We start from the raw sequence: 20,388 nt of genomic DNA on the forward strand, positions 1-20,388 counted from the left end.
AAACAGATGCCACTGCTCGACTCCGAGGCGACCAGCTCCGCTTCCCCCTCCGCGGCCACGTACTGGCGATCCCAGTTGGCCTCCCTCACGCAGACGCCCGGCTTCCTCCCCGACCTGCGGCCGCCCCGCACCGCCGCCGACCACCCGGCGCGTCCGGAGCACGGCACCCATGCCGTACGCCTCGGCACCACGCTCACCGAACGGCTCGACCGGATCAGCCGCGACCAGCCCGAGCTGCTCTCCGTCGTCCTCACCGCCGCCCTCGTGGCCCTGCTCGCCCGGTACACCGGCGAGGACGACGTGACGGTGTGCCGGCCGACCCGGGGCGCCGCCCCCGAGTTCGCGGGCGGCCCGCTGCCGCTGCACGTCACCGCGGGCGGCACCCTGAAGGAACTCCTGGGCCGGGTGGCGGCCGCCGCCCGCACGGCGGAGCAGCACCAGAACCACGCGGTCGCGGCCCTCGCCGCCGAACTGGGCCACACCGACGCCTTCGCCGTCGCGGTGAACCTCGACGGGTACCACGACACCCCCGACACCACCCGCGACGGCATCCGCCTCACCGCCTCCCGCGACGGCGCGGAACTGATCGTCACCGTCTCCTACGACACCACCCGCTACGCCGCCGCCTCCGCCGAGCGCATCGGCGCGCACTACGCCCTGCTCCTGGAGAAGTCCGCGAACGCCCCGGACGCCGACCTCGCCGGGCTCGACCTGCTGACGGCCGACGACGAGGCGGTGACCGCCGCGAGCAACGCCACCGCACACCCCTTCGACGCCGAGGCCACCCTGCACGGCCTGTTCGCCGCACAGGCCGCGCGCACCCCCGACGCGCCCGCCCTGCTCACCGACGAACTGACCCTCTCGTACGCGCAACTCGACGCCCGCGCCAATCAGTTGGCCCGCACTCTGCGCGCACGCGGCGTCGGCCGGGACACGATCGTCGCCCTGGTGGCCGAACGCTCCCCGGAGATGATCACGGCGATCCTGGCCGTCCTGAAGGCGGGCGGTGCCTACCTGCCCATCGACCCGTCGTACCCGCAGGCCCGCATCGACTACCTGCTCACCGACAGCGCGGCCTCCCTCGTCCTCCACCAGGCCCGCTTCGCCGGCCTGCTCGGCGGGGCCCCCGGCCTCGACCTCGACGACGCGGCGTCGTACGCGGCCGACTCCACCGCCCCCGCACCGGCACCCGCGGCGGACTCCGGCCCCACGGACACCGCCTACGTCATCTACACCTCGGGTTCGACGGGCCGCCCCAAGGGCGTCCTGGTGGAGCACCGCAGCGCGGTCAACCGGCTCACCTGGATGCAGCGCGCCTACCCGATCGGCCCCCGGGACGTGATCCTGCAGAAGACGTCGATCTCCTTCGACGTGTCGGTGTGGGAGCTGTTCTGGTGGTCGTTCACCGGTGCGGCGCTCGCCCTGCCCGCGCCCGGCGTGGAGAAGGACCCGGCAGCGCTCGTCGCCGCCCTGGACCGGCACAAGGTCACCACCACGCACTTTGTGCCGTCGATGCTCACCATGTTCCTCGGCCACCTCGCCCGCTTCGGCGACGGCACCGCGCCCGGCGCGCTGCGCCAGGTCTTCGCCAGCGGCGAGGCACTGGGCACCGCGCAGGCGCAGAAGTTCGGCGAACTCCTCCCGCAGGCACGCCTGATCAACCTCTACGGCCCGACCGAGGCCACCGTCGACGTCACCCACCAGCCCGTCGAGAACCTGGACGCCGTGGCCCGGCTGCCCATCGGACGGCCGATCGACAACATCCGGCTGTACGTCCTGGACGCGGCCGGACGTCAGACCCCCGTCGGTATTCCCGGCGAACTCCACGTCGCGGGCGTGGGCGTGGCCCGCGGCTACCTGGGCCGCCCCGAGCTGACCGCCGAGAAGTTCGTCACCGGCGACGCGGTGCGCGAGGCGACCGGCGAGGAGCGGCTGTACCGCACCGGTGACCGGGCGCGCCGGCTGCCCGACGGCACGATCGACTACCTGGGCCGGGTCGACCTCCAGGTCAAGGTGCGCGGCTTCCGCGTGGAGCCGGGCGAGATCGAGGAGCGGCTGCGCACCCACGACGCGGTGCGGGAGACGGCGGTGGTCGCCGTGGACGACGGCTGGCAGACCTCGCTGCGCGGTTTCGTCGTCCTGGACGGCGAGGCGAGTGAGGCACAGCTCAAGGACCACGTACGGGCCGCACTGCCGGAGTACATGGTGCCGGGCCGGGTGGTGTCCGTGGCCGCACTGCCGCTCACCCCGAACGGCAAGCTGGACCGGGCCGCCCTGCGCCGCCCCGAGGCACTGCGCAAGCAGGCCCCCGCGCACGTCGCCCCGCGCAACGCCCGCGAGGAGACCCTGGCGGAGATCTGGAAGACGGTGCTGGGCCGCGAGAAGGTCGGCGTCCACGACAACTTCTTCGCCCTGGGCGGCAACTCCATCCACTTCGTCTCCGTACTCGCCAAGTCCCGCGCGGCGGGCCTGGACTTCACCTTCCAGCAGCTCTTCAAGCACCAGACGATCGCCCTCCTCGCCGACTCGATCGCGGCCGAACAGGAGAGCGCGACGGTCGCCGAGGACGTCGCCGCACGCGGCGCGTTCCAGCCGTTCGAGCTGATCGGCGACGCCGACCGGGCCCTGCTCCCCGAGGACGCGGAGGACGCCTACCCGCTGTCGATGCTCCAGGCCGGCCTGATCTTCCAGACGGAGGTCACCGGCGGCCTCGGCCAGTACCACGACGTACTCAGCTACTCGATCACCGGCGGATTCGACGCCGAGGCGTTCACCGAGGCGGCGCGGCTGCTGACGCGCCGGCACCCGATCCTGCGCACCACCTACCACCTCACCGGCTACAGCGAGTTCCTCCAGATCGTGCACAAGGAGGTGCCCACCCCGCTGACCGTCGACGACCTGCGCCACCTCGACGCCGACGCGCAGGAGGCCTGGCACGAGGACTGGCTGGCGGCCGAGAAGGCCCGCCGCTTCGTGTGGGAGGAGGGCGGCCTGGTCACCCTGCACGTGCAGGTGCTCAGCGACGACCTGTACCGGTACACCGTCAGCCAGCACAACTCCGCGCTCGACGGCTGGTCGATCTCCCTGCTGCACACCCAGCTCTTCGAGCTGTACCACCAGGTGCGCGAGGGCCGCGACACCACCCGGCCCGCCGTCGACAACCACCTGCGCAACTTCGTCGGACTGGAGACCGAGGCACTGCGCTCGCCCGCCTCCCGGGACTTCTGGCTGGACGTGCTGGCGGACGCCGACCCCGCCGACGTACCGCCGAAGCCGGGTGCGGTGGCCACCGACGACTTCAAGGTCGTGCTGCGCGACGTACCCCTGCCGGCGGGTCTGACCGAGCGTGTCATGGCGACCGCCGACGCCCTGTCGGTGCCGTTCAAGGACGTCCTGCTGGCCGCGCACATGAAGGTGCTGGGGCTGGTCTCCGGCCGGCAGCGGGTGATGACCGGCTACGAGCACAGCGGGCGCCCCGAACTGCCGGGCGCGGAGACGACGCTGGGCCTGCACCTGAACTCCGTTCCGTTCCGGATCGACCTGAGCGGCGGGAGCTGGGCGGACCTCGTCCGCCGGGTCTACCGCGCCGAGCTCGACCTGCTGCCGCACCGCCGCTACCCGATGGCGAAGATGAAGCAGGACCTCGCCACGCAGCGCACCCTGTTCGAGACGACGTTCAACTTCACCCACTTCTACCTGCTGAAGAACCTCCAGGAACTGCCCGAGTTCTCGCTGCTGGACATGCGGGTCGACTCCGAGACGGAGTTCCCCTTCCGTACCGAGTTCTCCCGGCACTTCTTCGACGACGAGGTGCGGCTGTGCCTGCACTACCACACGCACCTCTACGACGAAGAGCAGATCGACCGCATCGGCGGCTACTTCGTGCGCGTACTGGAGCTGATGGCGAGCGAACCCGACTCCCCGCACGAGGCCCGGCAACTGCTCGCCGACGAGGACCTGGCACTGCTCGGCCGCACCCCGGCCGAGGAGCCCGCGGCCCCGGTGGCGGGCAGTGCGGGAACGGCCTCGGAGGAGACCGTCGCCCGCATCCGCACCGCCTGGCAGAGCGTGCTCGGTCTCGCCCCCCAGGACATCGGCGCGGACGACGACTTCTTCGCGCTCGGCGGCAACTCGCTGTCCGCGCTGCGCGTCGTCCTGGAACTGGACGGCCTGGTCACCCTCTCCGACCTCACCCGGGTCTCCCGGCTCACCGCACTCGCCGCGCTCGTCGAGGCACGCGGCCAGGACGAGGCCCCCGAGGAACTGCTGCACCTGCTCAGCTCCCGGGCCGAGGGCGCCAGGGCGGCCGTGGTGTGCGTGCCCTACCCCTGCGGGCACCCGGTGAACTTCAAGCCGCTCGCCGAGCAGATCGAGAAACTCGACCCGACGCTGGCGGTGTACGGCCTTGAGCCGCCCGGCCACGCCCCCGGCAGCTCCGCGGAGTTCACGGACGTACGGGAGACGGCGGCGCGCACCGCCGACGAGATCGAGCGCAAGGCCGACCTCCCGCTGATCCTGTGGGGACACTGCGGCGGCGCGGCCGTCACCGTGGAACTGGCCCGGGTGCTGGAGGACCGTGGCTTCGACCTGCGGCACGTGTTCATCGGCTCCAAGCTGCTGCCGCCCGCCACGGACATGCAGGAGTCGATCGACATGATCGAGACCTGGTCGGACGACCAGATCATCTCCTACATGGTCGAGGAGACCGGCTACAGCGAGCTGGACGGCCTCGACCACCGCTACACCGCGTTCATGGGCCGCCTCTTCCGGCACGACGTCTGCGGCGGCTACCGCTACTTCATCGGCGTGACCGAGGACGAGCCCGACTGGCGGATCCAGGCGCCCGTCACGGCCGTCGTCGCCGCCGACGACAAGGGCCTCGCCCACGCCAAGGACGAGTTCCGCTGCTGGGAGCGCGTCGCCGCGCAGGTGAACTACCTCGAACTCGACGGCGGCGGCCACTACTTCGTGCGCGGCAACCCCGCCGGCACCGGTGAACTGATCGTGCGGGCGTGGGCGTCCGCCGCCGAGTTGGAGGGCTGACATGCAGATCCCCGTCCTGTGCTTCCCGTTCGCCGGAGCCGGAGCCTCCGCGTTCCGCCGCTGCCAGGAGTACGGCAGCGACACCGTCCAGATCGTCCCCGTACAGCTCCCGGGCCGTGAGGAGCGGTTCGGCGAGCCGCTGTACACCGACGTCGTCACCGCCGTCGACGACCTGCTGCCCACCGTCCTCGACCAGGTCGCGGGCAGCCCGTCCGTCGCCCTGTTCGGGCACAGCCTCGGCGCGGTCCTGGCGTACGAGATGGCCCACCGGATCAGCGCGCTCGGCGCCCCCGAGGTCGTCAAGCTCTTCGTCAGCGGCTCGCCCGGGCCCTGGACGCAGCGCGAGATCCGGGCCGGCGGCCTGTCCGACGACGCGTTCCTCAAGCAGGTGCAGGAGTTCGCCGGGTACACCCACCCCGCCCTGGAGCACCCCGACCTGCGGGAGATGCTGCTGCCCCCGCTGCGTGCCGACGTGGAGATGCACGAGGCCTACCGCGCCCCGTCCGAGGTGCCGCTCGGTGTGCCGGTCGTCTCCATCCGCGGCGAGGTCGACGAGCTCGTGGACCGCGCCCAGGCCCGCGAGTGGGACGCCGCGACCACCGCCGGGGTGCGTCAGGTGGAGTTGCCCGGCGGGCACATGTACCTCGTGGACTCGCCCGCCGACCTCGTCCGCCTCCTCGACCAGGAGCTGGCCGCGCAGGGGGTGGGCCGATGAGCACCCTGCTCAGCCCCGCCCCGTACGGCTCGCCCCCGCTCACCGCCGCGCCTCTCGCGGGCCGGACGGCGCTCGTCACGGGTGCGGCCCGTGGTATCGGCCGGGCGTGCGCTGTGGCGTTCGCCCGTGCCGGGGCCGATCTGGTGCTGACCGACATCGGCGCGGACCTCGACGGCGTCCCCTACCCGCTGGGCACGGCCGGGCAGTTGGAGCACACCGCCCGGCTGTGCCGCGAGGAGGGGCACGGCTCGGTCCTCACGGCCACCGCCGACGTCCGTGACCTCGCCGCGGTACGCGCCGTGGTGGACGGTGCGCTCGACCGGTTCGGCCGCGTGGACGTGCTGCTCAACAACGCCGGGATCGCCGCTCCCTCCGGCCGGACGGTCCATGACATCTCGCCCGACGAGTGGGACCTGATGCTCGACGTGGACGTCTCCGGCGCGTGGCGGATGATCCGTGCCGTGGGCGCGGCGATGACCGTGCAGCGTGCGGGCAGCGTCATCAACGTGGCGTCCACCGCGGGGCTGGTCGGTTACCGGCACTTCGCCGGCTACGTCACCGCCAAGCACGCCCTGGTCGGCCTCACGAAGGCGGCGGCCCTGGACCTCGCTCCTTTCGGGGTGCGGGTCAACGCCCTGTGCCCCGGCTCGGTGCGGGACGACGACGCGGCCGAGGGGCGGATGCTCACCGAGATCGCCCGGTCGCTGGAGGTGCCCGTGGAGGAGCACGAGGAGACCTTCGTGGCCGCCCAGCCGATGAACCGGCTGATCGAGCCCGAGGACGTCGCGGGAGCAGCCGTGTGGCTCGCCTCGGACACCTCCCGCCAGGTGACGGGCTCCACCGTCACCGTCGACGGCGGGTTCACGAGCCGATGAGCGCCCGAGTGCACGAGGGGAAGACGATGAACGACACGGGAAGACTGTGCCAGGCACTCGCGCTGCGGGTGCACACCGGCGCCGACCCCGATCGGCTGCGCCGGAACCTGGCGCGGAGCGTGGAGGGGCTGCGGCTGTGGGTGGAGGACGTGCCCGCCGCGGCCGACTCCCGGGCCGCCGCACGCCGCCGGGAGCAGGAGCTGTCCCGGCCCGCCGACCCGCGCACCGGCCCCGGCCTGCGGGCGGTGCTGCTGCGCTACGACGACGGGGCGGCGGACCTGGTGGTGGTCGCCCACCGGGCGGTGCTGGCCGACCCCTACGACCTGGTGCAGGCGCTGCTGGTGGAACCGGCCAGGCCCGCCCCCGTGCCGGAGGAGCTCGGTGAGCGTCTGCGCACCGCGCTCTCCGCGCTCGACCGCGCCGACGCCCCCGCGTGGGGGCTCGGCACCCCGGGTGCCACGACGTCCGGCCGGCACCGCTTCTCGGTGCCGGCCGCCGGCGGCGCGCCCGCGTCGCTCACGCTCACAGCGGCGCTCGGCCTGGTCCTCGCCCGCTGCACGGGCCGCGAGGAGGTGAGCGTCGGTGTGGACGCGCTGACCACCCTCACCTTCACGGTCGACCCGTCGGCGACGGTGGCGCACTACCTGGAGCAGGTGGCGCGGGCGGTGCCCGCCACCGGCCGGGCGCCGCTGGCGGGCCTGGTCACCACCCAGGCGCCCGAGGCGCTGACGGGGGAGGGGCTGAAGGCCGAACCGCTGGCCCACCTGGCGTTCCTGGACCCGGTGCACGCCCTGTCGGTGCACGTGGCCGACGACGGCTCCACGGTCCTGGAGGGTCTGGTCCATCACCGGCAGGGTGTGTTCGGTGACGAGGCGGTCGCCTGGCTGACCGGCATGCTGGTCACCGCACACCGCGCACTGACCACCGCGGACCCGGCGACCCCGCTCGCCTCGGTCCCGCTCTTCGACGCCGAGCAGGTGCGCGCACTGGCCGCGCTGGGCGGCCTCGGGCGTGCGCCCGAGGTGCCGGACGAACGCATCGAGCAGGTGGTACGGGCACGGGCCGACCGTACTCCGGACGCACCGGCCGTCTCGTACGACGGCAACGAGCTGACCTACCGTCAACTCGTGGACTGGGCAGACCAGTTCGCGGCTTCCCTGCGTGACCTGGGGGTCGTGCCCGGTGACCGGGTGGGCGTCTGCCTGGACCGCTCGCTCGACCTGGTGGTGGTGCTTCTCGCGGTCCTGACCGCCGGAGGCACTTACGTGCCGATGGACCCGGCCTACCCGGCCGAACGCCTCGCGTACACCAGCGAGGACGCCGAACTCACCCTGGTGGTCACCGACTCACCGGACTTCCCGCGACGCGAGGGCGTGCGCACGGTACGCCCCGACGCGCTCGCGGCGGGGGACCGGGCCGCCTTCGTCCCGGCCGACCTGCGCTCCGACGCGGCGGCGTACGTCATCTACACCTCCGGCTCCACCGGCCGGCCCAAGGGTGTCGTCGTCCCGCACCGCAACGTGGGCGCGCTGCTGGAGGCCACGCGCGAGGACTTCGGCCTGGGCGGCGACGACACCTGGACGCTCTTCCACTCCAGCGCCTTCGACTTCTCCGTGTGGGAGATCTGGGGCTGCCTGATGACCGGCGGACGCCTGGTCGTGGTCCCGTACTGGGCCTCGCGCGATCCCGCACAGTTCGCCGCTCTTCTCGACGCCGAGCAGGTCACCGTCCTCAGCCAGACACCCAGCGCGTTCGCCCAACTGGCCGCCACCGACGCGGAGAAGCGGGTGTCGGACTCGGTGCGCCTGGTGGTCTTCGGCGGGGAACCGCTGGACACCCGCCCGCTGCGGCTGTGGCTGGACCGGCACCCCGAGAGTGTGTGCCGCCTGGTCAACATGTTCGGGATCACCGAGACGACCGTCCACGTCACCGCGCAGACCGTCACCCGCCGCGAGGCCCTCCAGGGCTCGCGCTCGGTCGGCGCCCCGCTGCCGGGCTGGCACCTGTACGTCCTGGACCCCGAGGGCCGCGAGGTGCCCCCCGGCGTCGCCGGCGAGATCTACGTCGGCGGCCTCGGGGTGGCCGGGCAGTACCTGGGCCGCCCGGAGCTGACCGCCCAGCGCTTCCTGCCCGACCCGCACGCGGCGGGCCTGATGTACCGCAGCGGCGACCGCGGGCGGCTGCTGCCCGACGGCCGCCTGGAACACCTGGGCCGTCTCGACAACCAGGTCAAGCTGCGCGGCTTCCGCATCGAGCTGGACGAGATCCGGGCCCGGCTGCTCGACGCGCCGGGCGTGGGGGCCGCCGCGGTCGTCCTGCGCCAGGGCGCCGACACGGACGACACGGCGGGCGCGCGCCTGGACGGGTACGTCGTATTCGGCGACCCCTCGGCCGGCGACACCGAGGAGGTGCGGCGGCACGCCGCCCGCTTCCTGCCCGAGCACATGCTGCCCGCCACCCTCACCGCTCTGCCCGCGCTCCCGCTCACTCCCAACGGCAAGGTCGACACGGCACGCCTGCCTGAGCCGCTCACCCGCGACGACGCGGCAGCGGACCTGCCCATCGGCGACGACACCGTCTCACGGCTGCGCGCGGTGTGGGAGAAGGTGTTCGGCTTCCGGGTCACTCCGGAGGACGACTTCTTCACCCTGGGCGGCAACTCGCTGCTGAGCGTGCGGCTGCTGGCCGCGGTACGGACGGCGGGCCTGCCCCCCTTCCCGCTCCCGCAGCTCTACCTGCACCGCACCGTGCGCGCGCTCGCCGCGCACCTGGACACCCTGGGGGCCCGGTCATGACGCTGCTGCTGGTCGGTGCGGGATCCCAGGCGTACCGCGAGTATTTGCTGCGGTCCGTCGCCGCACAGTACGAGATCCACCTCCTGGCCGACCGGGAACCCCTGTGGGAGACCCCCTACCTGACCGGGCACACCGTCCTGGACACCACGGACGTCGCCGCGATGGCCTCCGCCGTCCGGCACCTGACCTGCCAGGGCGTGATGACCTGGGACGACACCAGGGTCGTGCACACCGCCGAACTGGCCCGTCTGCTGGGGCTGCCCGGCAGTGAGCCCGAAGCCATGCTCCGCTGCCGCGACAAGCGGGCCACCCGCGAGGCGCTGCGCGAGGCCGGTGTGCCGCAGGCCCGCTCCGAGCTGGCCGCCTCGCTTCCGCAGGCGCGGGCGGCGGCCGCCCTGGTGGGCTACCCGCTGGTCCTCAAACCCCGGGCGCTGAACGCGAGCACGGGCGTGGTGAAGGTGGACGCCCCCGACCGGCTCTCCGCCGGATTCCGGCTGGCCCGCGGGGCGAAGGCGCCCGGCGCGGTCGAGGTGGCGCCGGGCGACGTACTGGTCGAGGAGTACCTGGACGGGCCGGAGATCAGCTTCGACGCCGCCTGGCACGAGGGCCGCATGCACCCGGCGTTCGTCGCCCGCAAGGAGTGCGGCTTTTCCCCGTACTTCGAGGAGACGGGCCACCTCGTCGACGCGGGCGACCCCCTCCTCACCGACCCCGCCGTCCTGGACGTGGTGGCCGCCGCCCACGCGGCGGTCGGCTTCACCACGGGCTGGACGCACACCGAACTGCGCCTGACGGCGCAGGGCCCCAAGGTCGTCGAGATCAACGCGCGGATCGGCGGGGACCGCATCCCCGACATCGGACGCCTCGCCCTGGGCGTCGACGCGGCCCTGGTCGCGGCCCGGGTGGCGTGCGGCACCGCCCCCGACCTGGCCCCGGACCGCCACCGGGTGGCAGGCGTCCGCTTCCACTACCCGGAGGCGGACTGCATCGCCCGCCAGGTGGTGATCGACGCCCCCGCCCTGCCCGCCCCGGTGGAGACGGCCCTCGCCATCGCCCTGCCCGGCCAGGAACTGCGCCTGCCGCCGCACGGCCACGTCTCCAGCCGCTACGCACTGGTGACAGCGGCCGCGGCGACGGAGGCCGAGTGCCGGGCGGCACTGGACAAGGCAGCGGGGGCGGTGCGGCTGGAGGTGCTCAAGGAGCTCTGAGGCAATCCGCGGACCCGCCCCCGTCCCGAGACGCCGAGCCGGCGGAAACCCCGCCGGCTCGGCCCCCGGACGGGGCGGCCGTACTCACGGCTCTCGTCACCCGGCCCACCCCGGCGGAAGGGGCGGCGGCAGCGGCACCGTCGTCCCCTCCTGTCGGCCGTCTTCGGCAACGAACCGCATCGGCTGGGTGCGCCCACCGGCCGGCCCGAGACGCTCACGGCCCGCACGTCACCCTCCACCGGCTCCGCTCGCCGCGCACGCACCATGAGCGGGCAGCCACCACTGGGCGAACATTCGGTTTCCGCGGGCCCCTCGGGCCGGCGGCGGGCGTGGGTCGCTGCGGTGGCGTGCCCGGCCGCTGTGGCCTGCCGTACCAACTCCGCCCCCAGAAAGCCGGAACCACCGACGATCAGCACACGCATGCACCTCACTCTAGGTCCGCAATGGGCCGCGCGCGGGGGAGCCGTGACAAGGGCGCACCCTGCACCACGGGGTGGACCCGGCCCCGGCCCGCATGCACGACCCGCAAGCGCTGCTGCTGGACGAGCCCTTCCAGTGCTTCCACTGGGACCCTCACCAGTGGTGCTGTCGGCCGACACGGACGGCCCGCGCTCGCCGGAAGAGCCCGACGGCCTTCGTCGCGGACGGACTGCGCGCGGGCGCCCCGGGGCGGCGCGGCTGAGGTTCAGCGGAGCTCCGTGCAGGGGCGGAGTTCCAAGCCCGCGACGGATGTCGAGGGCGGAGTTCCCTCCGCCAGCAACAGCGTGGTGATCGCGTCAGCCGGGCCGGGCGCGAAGTGCACGTCCCCGCCGGGCAACGGCACCACGGTCCTCGCCCGGTCGACCGGGAGACCGAGTATCTCGCCCAACCATGCGGCCGACGCCGCCGGTTCGGGGGTCTCGACGACGAAGCCGGCCAGATCGTGCGGTCCGCGCGCGACCCGTCCCGCGCTGTACCGGTCGAGTACGACCTGCCGGTCCGGGGTGTACGTGATGAAGAAGGGGGCCCATGCGGGGGCGTCCCGCAGCACGGCCTCGGTGAACGACACCGGTGAGCCCTCACGGGCGAAGACATGCAGGTCCACCTCGTGCCCGGCGCGGCGGAGCCGCTCCGCGGTGGCGTGCACGTCCGTCACGTGCACGGCAAAGTTGAGCGCACCCCCGCCGGCGGCGAGCAGTGCGTCGACGTACGGCATCCAGGCGGTCATGGCCTGCCCGAAGGGCGAGTTGGCGAACTCGGCGCGGTCCACCACGGTGAGGATCTCGACATAGCGGGCGTCGAGCCGCCAGGCACCGTTCCGGAAGCCCAGATACGGCGGGTTGGCGTGCGCCGGAAGGCCGCTCGCCGTGTAGGCCGCGGTGGCCGAATCGACGTCGGGAACACAGTGGAGGAGATGGTCGAACTCCGGTGTTTCGGGCAGCACTTCAGGCTCCTGGAAGGTTCCGTGGGTGGGGATCGTGCCACCGACAGTGTGCCTTGCCCGCCGCGTCCGGCTTCTGCAGTCCCGGACATGGACTGGACGGCCCCCCGCCGCATCGCCCGAAGGGCGCCGCGCTGCGCTCAGCGTGCCACGCACCCCAGGGCTTGCAGGGCATGGGCACTTCTGTCTACGACGCGCGGCTCGTCCCGCGAATCACCCTGTTGAAGAAGCCCGTGTCGGCGAAGAAGCCGGACCGGTTCCGGGCGGTGATCGACTCCTCCCACGTGCGGGCGGCCCGCAGAGTCCCAGAAGCGGCCTCAGCCCGATCGACCGCGTGGGTCCGGGCAGCAAGCACACGCCCTCACCATGCCCGGGGCGACCCTCTCGCGGCGCCCCTGACCGGCGGCAACCGCAACGACGTCACCGAGCTGCTGCCTCTGCTCGACAAGGCTCCGCCCGTGGCCACCGCCGTGGCCCGACCGCGACGACGGCCGGACGCCACGAGGCCTTCCTCGGCCTCGCCACCTGCCTCACCGCACACAGACACGTCTAACGCCTTTGTCAGGACCTCCAAAGGCGGACGTAAGTGGAACGTAAGGGAAACGTGAGAGAAGCGTAAGCGGCAGGGCCGAAGCTGAGCACATATTGCCCCGCTCTGGACAGGAGTCCCATGCCCAGCCCCACCCTCCGCGCCGTCGGCGCGGGATCGCGCAGACGGTCCCGCATGCTCGCAGGTTTGACAACGGTCAGTCTCGCGCTGGGCGCGGCGCTTCTCACGCCCACGGCCGCAGGGGCGGCCGGGTCGACCAACAGGGACGCCTTCGACAACCTCGGGCAGCCGGACCGGGCCGAGTGGATGTCGGGCGTCGCCAGCGAGACCAGGCTGTCGGCGATGTCCATCCCCGGCACCCATGACACGCTCTCCCTCCACGGCGGGGCGGCCGTGCAGACGCAGGAGGACTACGGCGACAGCGCGCAGACGCTGGCGGCACAGTACGAACGCGGGATCCGTGCCCTCGACATCCGGGTCCGCGTCGTCAACGACGGCCAGGACTTCGCGATCCACCACGCCGCGTTCTACCAGAACGCCAACTTCGACGACGTCCTGGAAAAGACGCAGTCCTTCCTCAAGAAGCATCCGACCGAGACGGTCGTGATGCGACTGAAGTCCGAGTGCCCCTACTCGGGTGCCCAACTGCACGAGTGCAAGCACGTTCCGGGCACGACGACCCCGCAGAACGTCAGGGACATCTTCGCCGCCTACGCGAAAAAGGAGAAATACGCCAACCTGTTCTGGGCGCCCTCCATCACGGGCAGCCGCCCGGCGACGATCCCCAAGCTCGGGGAGGTCCGCGGCAAGCTGGTCCTGGGCAGCTTCGACAGCGTCGAGAACTCGAACTACGGGCTCGCGGGCTTCAACGACCGCAACGAGGACCACTACAAGGCTTCGGACATCACGGAGAAGTGGAACTACGTCAAGAAGAACGTCGACGAGGCCATGTCCGCTGCTTCCAACATGTACGTGACGTACACGTCCGCGAACAAGGTCCCCGCCGGGGGGTCGCCGCGCCACTACGCCGGCGGTTACACGAAGGTCTGGGACAACGGGACTACCGAGGAGGTCCCGGGTGTGAACTACCACCTGATGAAGTACCTCAATAAGACACAGGGCCGCGTCGGCATCATCATGATGGACTTTCCCGGCTGGGGCCTGGTGAACGCGATCATCGACCACAACAAGGGCGATGCGCGCAGCAGCGGCAACCGAATGGTCTGGCAGGTCAAGGGCGACAAGACCTACGTGAACACGCTGTACGGCCGTTGCATGGTGCGGGGACCCGAGTTCGACGACTCCAAGTCCGGCGGTTCGGTCACCCAGCGCGAGTGCCAGTCGAGCCCGCCCAGCAGCCACCAGTGGGGGGCCGAGAAGCCCTCCTCGTTCGACGACAAGGGCCACTTCTGGATCAAGGCGAGCAACGGCAAGTGCCTGACCGTGCCCTACAACAACGGCACCCCGCCCGGCTCCGGCACCCAGATGTTCTGGTGGGACTGCGAGACCCGCTGGTTCTCCGGCAGCCAGATGTGGAACATCGTCCCGGTCAAGGTCACCACCTCGAACGGTGAACAACAGGCCTACAAGTTCGTCAACAACTGGACGGGCCTGTGCCTGTCGATGGACCCGGCCACCGCCGACAAGTCGGGCGGCAAGGTGACCCAGGAGACCTGCCCGAGCAAGTAATCCCGCAGCACACTCTCCGCTTCCAGGCCGCCCTTCCTTCCCGGAGGGGCGGCCTGTTCGCGTCCACCTGAGCCGCACTGAAATACCACCCCCCCCCCCGCGGGCACGGCCACCGTCGGTGTGATCAGCGCCGCCTGTGCCACCGCGAGGTACGGCAGGGCGCGCGCCAGGGTCGGCCTGAAGGCGAGGAGCGGGATCGGGGCCACGACTGCCGCCTTCAGCCGGAGCACGCGCCGCCAACTGCCACCGCCCGGCCCCGGCAAGCGCAGCAGGGACGGTTCGGGGCGCCATCCGACGCCGATGAGGACAGAGTGCTCAGGACGGTGAAGCCGCCGACCGCAGCGAGCGACGGTGACCACTTCGCCGAGCACCTGCTCCTCCGGCCCGCGGAGCTCGGGGACGGGGTGGTCCTCGATGACCGCACTGGAGGCCGCCTCGCGCATCGCCTTTGCCACGCGACGCGACAAGGACGCGGTCCACCCCCGGCGAGGGCATGTGCCGCAGAGGCAGCTCCTCGGAGAGCAGAAAGCCACCGAGGGCGAGTTCACGGTTGTACGTGACCACGGCCTTCAGCCGCGCTTCGACGCACCGGCAGGCGGCCCAGACGGGGCAAGCCGGACTCCCTCACGCCCGCCGCTTCCCGAGCCAACAGGTACTTTGCCCACGTACCGGCCGATGCGACCTCGTCGGCCCTCCAGAGCAACGGCTCAGGCCAAGGGCCATCATTGGTCTCGGTCACCAGTGAACCCGGTGGCAGGCTAAGACCCGGGCTTCCGCCCACGGGGTCGGCCAACAGCACCGTCAGCGGCTTGGAATGTGTCGTCATGAAGGCGAAAGTAACGGCCCCCACTGACAGACCTGAGCTGTGGCCAGTCTCCAGGATGAAAGACGACCGCCGAACTTTTCGTTCAATCTTCGGTTTTGGCCGGGCCGGGTGGTTGGGCATTTGAGCAGAGGTAGAAGAGTTCGGGGTCGCCTTCGTCCAAGCCGTGGAGGAGGCCGACGGGGCTGTAGCCGACGCGCTGCAGCAGCAGTTGCATGGGGTGGTTGGAGACGTTGGTCGAGGTGAACAGTTTCGGGCTGGTGCACGCGGCTTCGGTGGCTTTGAGGAGACGTGCGCCCACGCCTCGTCGGCGGGCGGTGGGCGCGACCATCACCATGGTGATGAAGCCCTGCTCGAAGAAGGTGTACTCCAGGACGCTGTAGCCCAAGGGGCCGGATGCGTCCTCGGCCAGGAGGACCGAGCCTTGTTCGCACCAGCGTCGGATACTCGCGCGCCGCGCATCGTCGCCCGACGCCGCGACGGCGTCGATGCCGGCCAATCCGAGCCAGTCCGAGGCATCCGCGTGGCGTATCACCAGTCTGTCGGGGTTCTCGAAATCCATGGGGTCCATCGTGGCAGCACGATGTGCCGGGCTGCTCGTCTATTGCGTTCGGCGGGGCTTGGTGCCCTTCATATGGTGAGTGGGGCGAGTATGAGCCTCGTCGGTGGCCAGGACGCGTCCCACGTCGTGGAGTGGCGCCGAGCGGCAGCTCTTGGAACCGGGCGGGTGGGACCGGGAGTGGTGGGTTTCGGCGCACGCGCCGGTGAAGGGGCCTTTCCATGGCGGTTCCGGAAACCCCGGCGGACTCTGGCCGGGTGGACTTGGTCGGCTCGGCCTTCTTTTCCCACGGCCGCCGCAAGCTCCGCAGTCGTGCATCTGTTTGGATGGCGGCAGGCTGCCGCAGGCGTGAAGTGCGAATCGCGGTTGGTCGCCGCCGGCTTCTGCGGCACAGCCCCTGGTCGCCCTCCGCTGCACGACGGGCAGCGGCAGCACGGGGAGGCCGCTCGGCGTCGACGATCAGGATTCCGTGAATCCGCGCCCCTGGCACTGGGCGAATCCGTCCGCTCCGTCCGCGTCGACTGCGCGGGATGTGGCGGTGTCAGGGTCCGGAAGCGAACCCATGAGCGCCAACAGGGTGTTCCGTCTCCTGCAAGTCTGAGGTGCTCCCGTTATGCATGGCGTCCGCACACCCTGCCGGTGCGAGACCGAGTGACACCCGCGACGCGGGTCGCCCGCTTCGGCCGCCCGTAGGCGGCCACGCAAGGCGTGCATCCCTCAGCCTCGGGCGGTGCGCGTCCGGTCCTCCTGACACCCGGCTCTCTGATTGTTCTCCCAGTCTCCGAGGCCCGATTCAGCGGTCGCTGCCGGAGGTCCAGTCGAGGCGCAGGACGGCCAGGTCGTCGGAGTGGCGGCCCGCGTTCAAGGAATTGGTCCTCTCGATGAGCTGGTCGACGTGGAGAGCCGGGTCCGTGGCGGGCAGGTTGTCGATCAGGGTGAGCAGCCCCTCGATGCCGAGGCGTTCGCCGGTGGCCCCGTTGTGGCCCTCGGTCAGACCGTCGGTGTAGAGGGTCAGTGCGCCCTGAGGCGGCAACGGGACGACCGTACGGGGCCAGTTGCGCAGGCCGGGCATGATGCCGAGGGCGATTCCGTGAGCGGCCGTCACCTCGCTGGTGGCGCCCGGGGCGGAGAGCAGCGGGCTGTGGTGCCCGGCGAGGTGGAGGGTCGCGGTGCCGGCGGCCTGGTCCAAGGTCAGCAGGGAGCAGGTGGCGAAGAGCTGCGGGTCGTCGCGTTCGGCGACCAGGATGCGTTCCATCAGGTGCAGCAGGTCGTTGTCGCGGTGTCCGCCGAGCACGAGGGAGCGCCAGGCGATGCGCAGGCAGACGCCGAGCGCCGCGGCCTCGGGCCCGTGTCCGCTGACGTCGCCGACGACGGCGTGCAGCAGGCCGTCGTCGCCCTCGACGACGTCGAGGAAGTCACCGCCGAGCAGCGCCATCGCGACGCCGGGCAGGTAACGGGTAGTGATCTTCACGGTGGAGAGGTCGAGGAGCGGGCGGGGCAGCAGACCGCGTTCCAGCCGTGCGTTCTCCTCCGCCCTGAGCCGGGCGGCCTGGGCGTCGGCGTTCATGCGCTCGGTCTGGCTGCGGTAGACGGCGTAGCGCAGAGTGCGGTGCAGGAGATCGCCGTCGACCTTTCCCTTGACGAGGTAGTCCTGCGCGCCGGCGGTCATGGCTTCGGGCCCGGCCTGGGCCTCGGCGAGCCCGGTCAGCACGATCACGGCGACGTGCGGGGCGAGCGCGCGCACGGCCGTGACCGCGTCGGTGCCCGACACGTCGGGCAGGTGCAGGTCGAGAAGGATGCAGTCGAAGGCGGCCCCGGTCGCGAGGAGCTGCGTACGGACCTGGGCGAGGCTCGTGCACACGGTCAGCGTGAAGGGCAGCCCGGTGTCGAGGAGCAACTCCTCGACGAGGAGGGCGTCGCCCTCGTCGTCCTCGACGAGGAGGATCCGGTAGGACGGCGGCGTGGAAGGGATGACGGAGACCGTGGGCATGGCCTGGGTCACGGTGAGACCTCCGGCTTCGCGGACACGGTGACCGTCCGCCGCGCCGCGCCTTGGACGTCCGGAGCCGCGGAAGCGGAGGCCGGGACGGCGGCCGGGGCGACCGGCGACGCGGCGGGCGCCGCGGCCGGGGCGGTGTCCTGCTGCCCGGAGTCGGCCGGCGCGGTGCTCTCCGGTTGCTCGGGCGGCAGCGTGAAGCTGATCCGGGCCCCGTCGCGGTACTCCGTGTCGACGTGGATCGTGCCGCCGTGGAACTCGACGATCTTCTTGCACATGGCGAGGCCGATGCCGCTGCCGCTGTAGGCGTCCTTGGTGTGCAGCCGCTGGAAAATGACGAACACCTTGTCGGCGTACTCGGGCGCGATGCCGATGCCGTTGTCGGTGACGGTGAACCGCCACAGCGCGCCCTCCCGGACCGCCGTGACGTGCACGCGCGGCGCCACGTCCGGGCGGCGGAACTTCACGGCGTTGGCGATGAGGTTCTGCCAGAGCATGCCCATCTGCGTGGGATCGGCGACGAGGCCCGGCAGCGGATCGCGGGTGATGGTGGCGTCGGCCTCCTCGATGGCGATGCTCAGAGCGGAGAGCGTGCGGTCGAGTACGCCGTCCAGCTCCACCCGCTCGTACGAGTGGTGGACGCGCCCGACGCGGGAGAAGTCGAGCAGGTCGTTGATGAGTACCTGCATGCGGTTGGCTCCGTCGACCGCGAAGTCGATGTACTGGTCGGCCCGGGAGTCGAGTTGGCCCCCGTAGCGCCGCTGGAGGAGCTGGGTGAAGCTGGAAACCTTGCGCAGGGGTTCCTGGAGGTCGTGCGAGGCCACGTAGGCGAACTGCTCCAGTTCGGCGTTGGACCGCTGGAGGTTGGCGGCCTGCGCGTCCAGGCGCAGCCTGGCCTCTTCGCTGAAGGCCAGTTCCTGGACGAGCCGTCGGCGCATGGAGTCGATCTCCGCGCTGAGCCTGCGCAGATCGGCGGGGCCGGTGGGGGTGATGGGGTGCCCGAAGTCGCCTGCGGCGATGGTACGGGCGTCGCGGCCGAGGCGTTCCAGGGGGCGGTTGATGCCGCGCCTCATGCCTTCGAAGACGCAGGCCGTGAGGACGACGATGACCAGGGCGATGGCGGTGAACACCCAGTTGCGCAGCCGTATCACCTCCCGCAGGTCCTGCCGGGCGGTGTCGCGGTCCGCGCGCAGCAGGTCCTGCTGTTCCCGCATCGTCGAACGGGCGGCGTCGAAGAGTTTCTTGCCCCGTGTCGTCCGCTCGGCGGCCGGGTCGGCGGCGGTACCGGGGGCAACGGCGGTGACCGGCCCGGCGTAACGCTCCTGCCACGTGCCCACCGCCTGCTGCACGCTCCGCAGATCGCTCATGCGGACGTCGTCGCCGCTCAACAGCCGGGCGAGCTCGGAGCGGTGCTTCCGTTCCTCCTGGAGTCCCTGCCGGTACGGAGCCAGGAATTCCGGCCTGCCGGTGAGTTCGTACCCGCGGGTGCCCGTCTCCTGGTTGAGGACGGCGGTCTCCAGCCGTATCGCACTGGTCAGGGCGGGCGACCGTACGTCCGCGAGGTCGGTGCTGATCGATTCGGTGCGCGCCAGGATCCAGCTGCCCGCGACGCCCAGCACGGCCAGGAGCATCAGGGAAAGTCCCGCTCCCACGTGAAGCCAACGCCGCGTGGTCCACGTGGAAAGCCTGCCGGGGCGGTGGCGGCGCACCGCGTCCTGCTGTTGGTCGCCGCTCATCTGCGGACTCCTTGAGTGAAGGGCCGTCCGTCGTGGTGCGGCGAGCGCATCCTAAAACGTGACAACACTTGTTGTCACAGTGGGTCCCGGCCCCGTAGGGTGACCGGCGTGCCAGGCAAGAATTCCTCACCATGGACCGCGGACCCGCAGGTCAGCGACCTCGCGGAGTCGGCCCTGAAGGACCTCGCGCACCATCTCGTACGGGACGCAAGCCCCCACCCCGCGTCGCGGGAGGCGGAGCAGCCCGACCAGGCGCTGGCCGTGCTCCGGGTTCTGGAGCACTTCCAGCGGGCCACCGAACTCCTCCAGCGGGAAGCCGCCGCGACCGCCGCCCGTGCGGGAGCCGGGTACCCGCAAATCGGAGCCGCATGCGGCCTCACCCGGCAGGGCGCCCGGCGTCGCTGGCCCGGGCTCTACGACCACTCGACACCGAAACCCACGGAGCAACCGATGACCGCCACACTCGCCCGCCCGTACGAAGTCCTGCTCGTCGAGGACGACATCGCCGACGCCATGCTCATCGAGGAGGCCCTGTCCGAGCGGGGCGCCCGCAACCTGGTCCAGGTCACCGACGGCGTGGCCGCACTGGAACACCTGCGGGCCGACGGCGCTCCGCGCCCCGACCTCATCGTCCTGGACCTCAACATGCCCCGGATGAACGGCCGCGAGCTGCTCAAGATCCTCAAGGCGGACGCCGAGCTCCAATCCATCCCCGTGGTCGTCCTGACCACCTCCACCGCCCCGGACGACGTCACCGACGCCTACAGCAGCCACGCCAACGCGTACGTGACCAAGCCGGTCAACCTGGCCGAGTTCGAACAGGCCGTGCAGAGCATCGACGCCTTCTACCTGGACACCGCCACCCGGGCCCGCCCCTGAGACCGCCCGGCGGGAGACAGTCCGACAGAACGACCCCATGGCGTAGGACGGTCGGCACGGCGGGGACTGGTCCGCTGCCTCAAGACCTCCAGGAAGCACT

At 71.6% G+C, this 20,388-nt stretch carries 11 protein-coding genes and 1 pseudogene; 7 read left to right on the top strand and 5 right to left on the bottom strand.

What is annotated here, in order from left to right:
* Positions 1–6 precede the first annotated feature (6 nt).
* Genes ACZ56L_RS23545 through ACZ56L_RS23565 form a run of 5 tightly spaced genes read left to right on the top strand, consistent with a single transcriptional unit; the run spans position 7 to position 10,636 of the window.
* Positions 7–5,043 carry an amino acid adenylation domain-containing protein gene (locus ACZ56L_RS23545; protein WP_471066061.1) on the top strand — a complete coding sequence of 1,679 codons (5,037 nt, stop codon included), beginning with the start codon at positions 7–9 and terminating at the stop codon, positions 5,041–5,043.
* 1 nt (position 5,044) lies between these two features.
* Positions 5,045–5,758 (top strand): thioesterase II family protein, encoded by a 714-nt coding sequence (locus ACZ56L_RS23550; protein WP_345219717.1) that lies wholly within the window; start codon positions 5,045–5,047, stop codon positions 5,756–5,758.
* The gene (locus tag ACZ56L_RS23555) at positions 5,755–6,633 is read left to right on the top strand and encodes an SDR family oxidoreductase (protein WP_345219718.1); all 879 of its coding nucleotides are present in this window, start codon (positions 5,755–5,757) and stop codon (positions 6,631–6,633) included. The genes ACZ56L_RS23550 and ACZ56L_RS23555 overlap by 4 nt, the downstream gene beginning before the upstream one ends.
* Positions 6,634–6,659: 26 nt before the next feature.
* Positions 6,660–9,428 carry an amino acid adenylation domain-containing protein gene (locus tag ACZ56L_RS23560; protein ID WP_471066063.1) on the top strand — a complete coding sequence of 923 codons (2,769 nt, stop codon included), beginning with the start codon at positions 6,660–6,662 and terminating at the stop codon, positions 9,426–9,428.
* Positions 9,425–10,636 carry an ATP-grasp domain-containing protein gene (locus tag ACZ56L_RS23565; protein WP_471066065.1) on the top strand — a complete coding sequence of 404 codons (1,212 nt, stop codon included), beginning with the start codon at positions 9,425–9,427 and terminating at the stop codon, positions 10,634–10,636. The genes ACZ56L_RS23560 and ACZ56L_RS23565 overlap by 4 nt, the downstream gene beginning before the upstream one ends.
* Positions 10,637–10,941: 305 nt before the next feature.
* On the opposite strand, the pseudogene ACZ56L_RS23570 reads toward ACZ56L_RS23565, so the two are convergent.
* Both ACZ56L_RS23570 and ACZ56L_RS23575 read right to left on the bottom strand, forming a co-directional pair.
* A pseudogene (locus ACZ56L_RS23570) lies at positions 10,942–11,058 on the bottom strand (dTDP-4-dehydrorhamnose reductase); the annotation flags it as partial.
* A 263-nt stretch (positions 11,059–11,321) separates the two neighbouring features.
* Positions 11,322–12,059 (bottom strand): VOC family protein, encoded by a 738-nt coding sequence (locus ACZ56L_RS23575; RefSeq protein WP_471066067.1) that lies wholly within the window; start codon positions 12,057–12,059, stop codon positions 11,322–11,324.
* A gap of 733 nt (positions 12,060–12,792) precedes the next feature.
* On the opposite strand from ACZ56L_RS23575, the gene ACZ56L_RS23580 reads away from it, so the two are divergent.
* Positions 12,793–14,295: a phosphatidylinositol-specific phospholipase C domain-containing protein gene (locus tag ACZ56L_RS23580; protein ID WP_471066069.1), complete on the top strand. Its 1,503-nt coding sequence runs from the start codon at positions 12,793–12,795 to the stop codon at positions 14,293–14,295.
* Between the two features lie 908 nt (positions 14,296–15,203).
* Here ACZ56L_RS23580 and ACZ56L_RS23585 read toward each other — a convergent pair.
* The 3 genes from ACZ56L_RS23585 to ACZ56L_RS23595 all read right to left on the bottom strand — a co-directional run bounded on the left by ACZ56L_RS23585 (position 15,204) and on the right by ACZ56L_RS23595 (position 19,409).
* On the bottom strand, positions 15,204–15,680 hold the full coding sequence (locus tag ACZ56L_RS23585; RefSeq protein WP_401760400.1) for a GNAT family N-acetyltransferase: 477 nt from the start codon (positions 15,678–15,680) through the stop codon (positions 15,204–15,206).
* A gap of 790 nt (positions 15,681–16,470) precedes the next feature.
* Positions 16,471–17,667 (bottom strand): PP2C family protein-serine/threonine phosphatase, encoded by a 1,197-nt coding sequence (locus ACZ56L_RS23590; protein WP_471066307.1) that lies wholly within the window; start codon positions 17,665–17,667, stop codon positions 16,471–16,473.
* 8 nt (positions 17,668–17,675) lie between these two features.
* A complete protein-coding gene (locus tag ACZ56L_RS23595; RefSeq protein WP_471066072.1) occupies positions 17,676–19,409 on the bottom strand; it encodes a sensor histidine kinase in 1,734 nt (577 codons plus the stop codon).
* A gap of 108 nt (positions 19,410–19,517) precedes the next feature.
* Between ACZ56L_RS23595 and ACZ56L_RS23600 the strand changes: the two genes are divergently transcribed.
* Complete coding sequence (locus tag ACZ56L_RS23600; RefSeq protein ID WP_345219728.1) at positions 19,518–20,288, top strand: response regulator; 771 nt, start codon at positions 19,518–19,520, stop codon at positions 20,286–20,288.
* The last annotated feature ends 100 nt before the right edge of the window (positions 20,289–20,388 follow it).

This window comes from Streptomyces sp. NPDC039736, from assembly GCF_055596485.1.

Coding starts and splice junctions, on each gene's coding strand:
- ACZ56L_RS23545 (WP_471066061.1), top strand. CDS start 7: ATGCCACTGCTCGACTCCGAGGCGACCAGCTCCGCTTCCCCCTCCGCG.
- ACZ56L_RS23550 (WP_345219717.1), top strand. CDS start 5,045: ATGCAGATCCCCGTCCTGTGCTTCCCGTTCGCCGGAGCCGGAGCCTCC.
- ACZ56L_RS23555 (WP_345219718.1), top strand. CDS start 5,755: ATGAGCACCCTGCTCAGCCCCGCCCCGTACGGCTCGCCCCCGCTCACC.
- ACZ56L_RS23560 (WP_471066063.1), top strand. CDS start 6,660: ATGAACGACACGGGAAGACTGTGCCAGGCACTCGCGCTGCGGGTGCAC.
- ACZ56L_RS23565 (WP_471066065.1), top strand. CDS start 9,425: ATGACGCTGCTGCTGGTCGGTGCGGGATCCCAGGCGTACCGCGAGTAT.
- ACZ56L_RS23585 (WP_401760400.1), bottom strand. CDS start 15,680: ATGGATTTCGAGAACCCCGACAGACTGGTGATACGCCACGCGGATGCC.
- ACZ56L_RS23590 (WP_471066307.1), bottom strand. CDS start 17,667: ATGCCCACGGTCTCCGTCATCCCTTCCACGCCGCCGTCCTACCGGATC.
- ACZ56L_RS23595 (WP_471066072.1), bottom strand. CDS start 19,409: ATGAGCGGCGACCAACAGCAGGACGCGGTGCGCCGCCACCGCCCCGGC.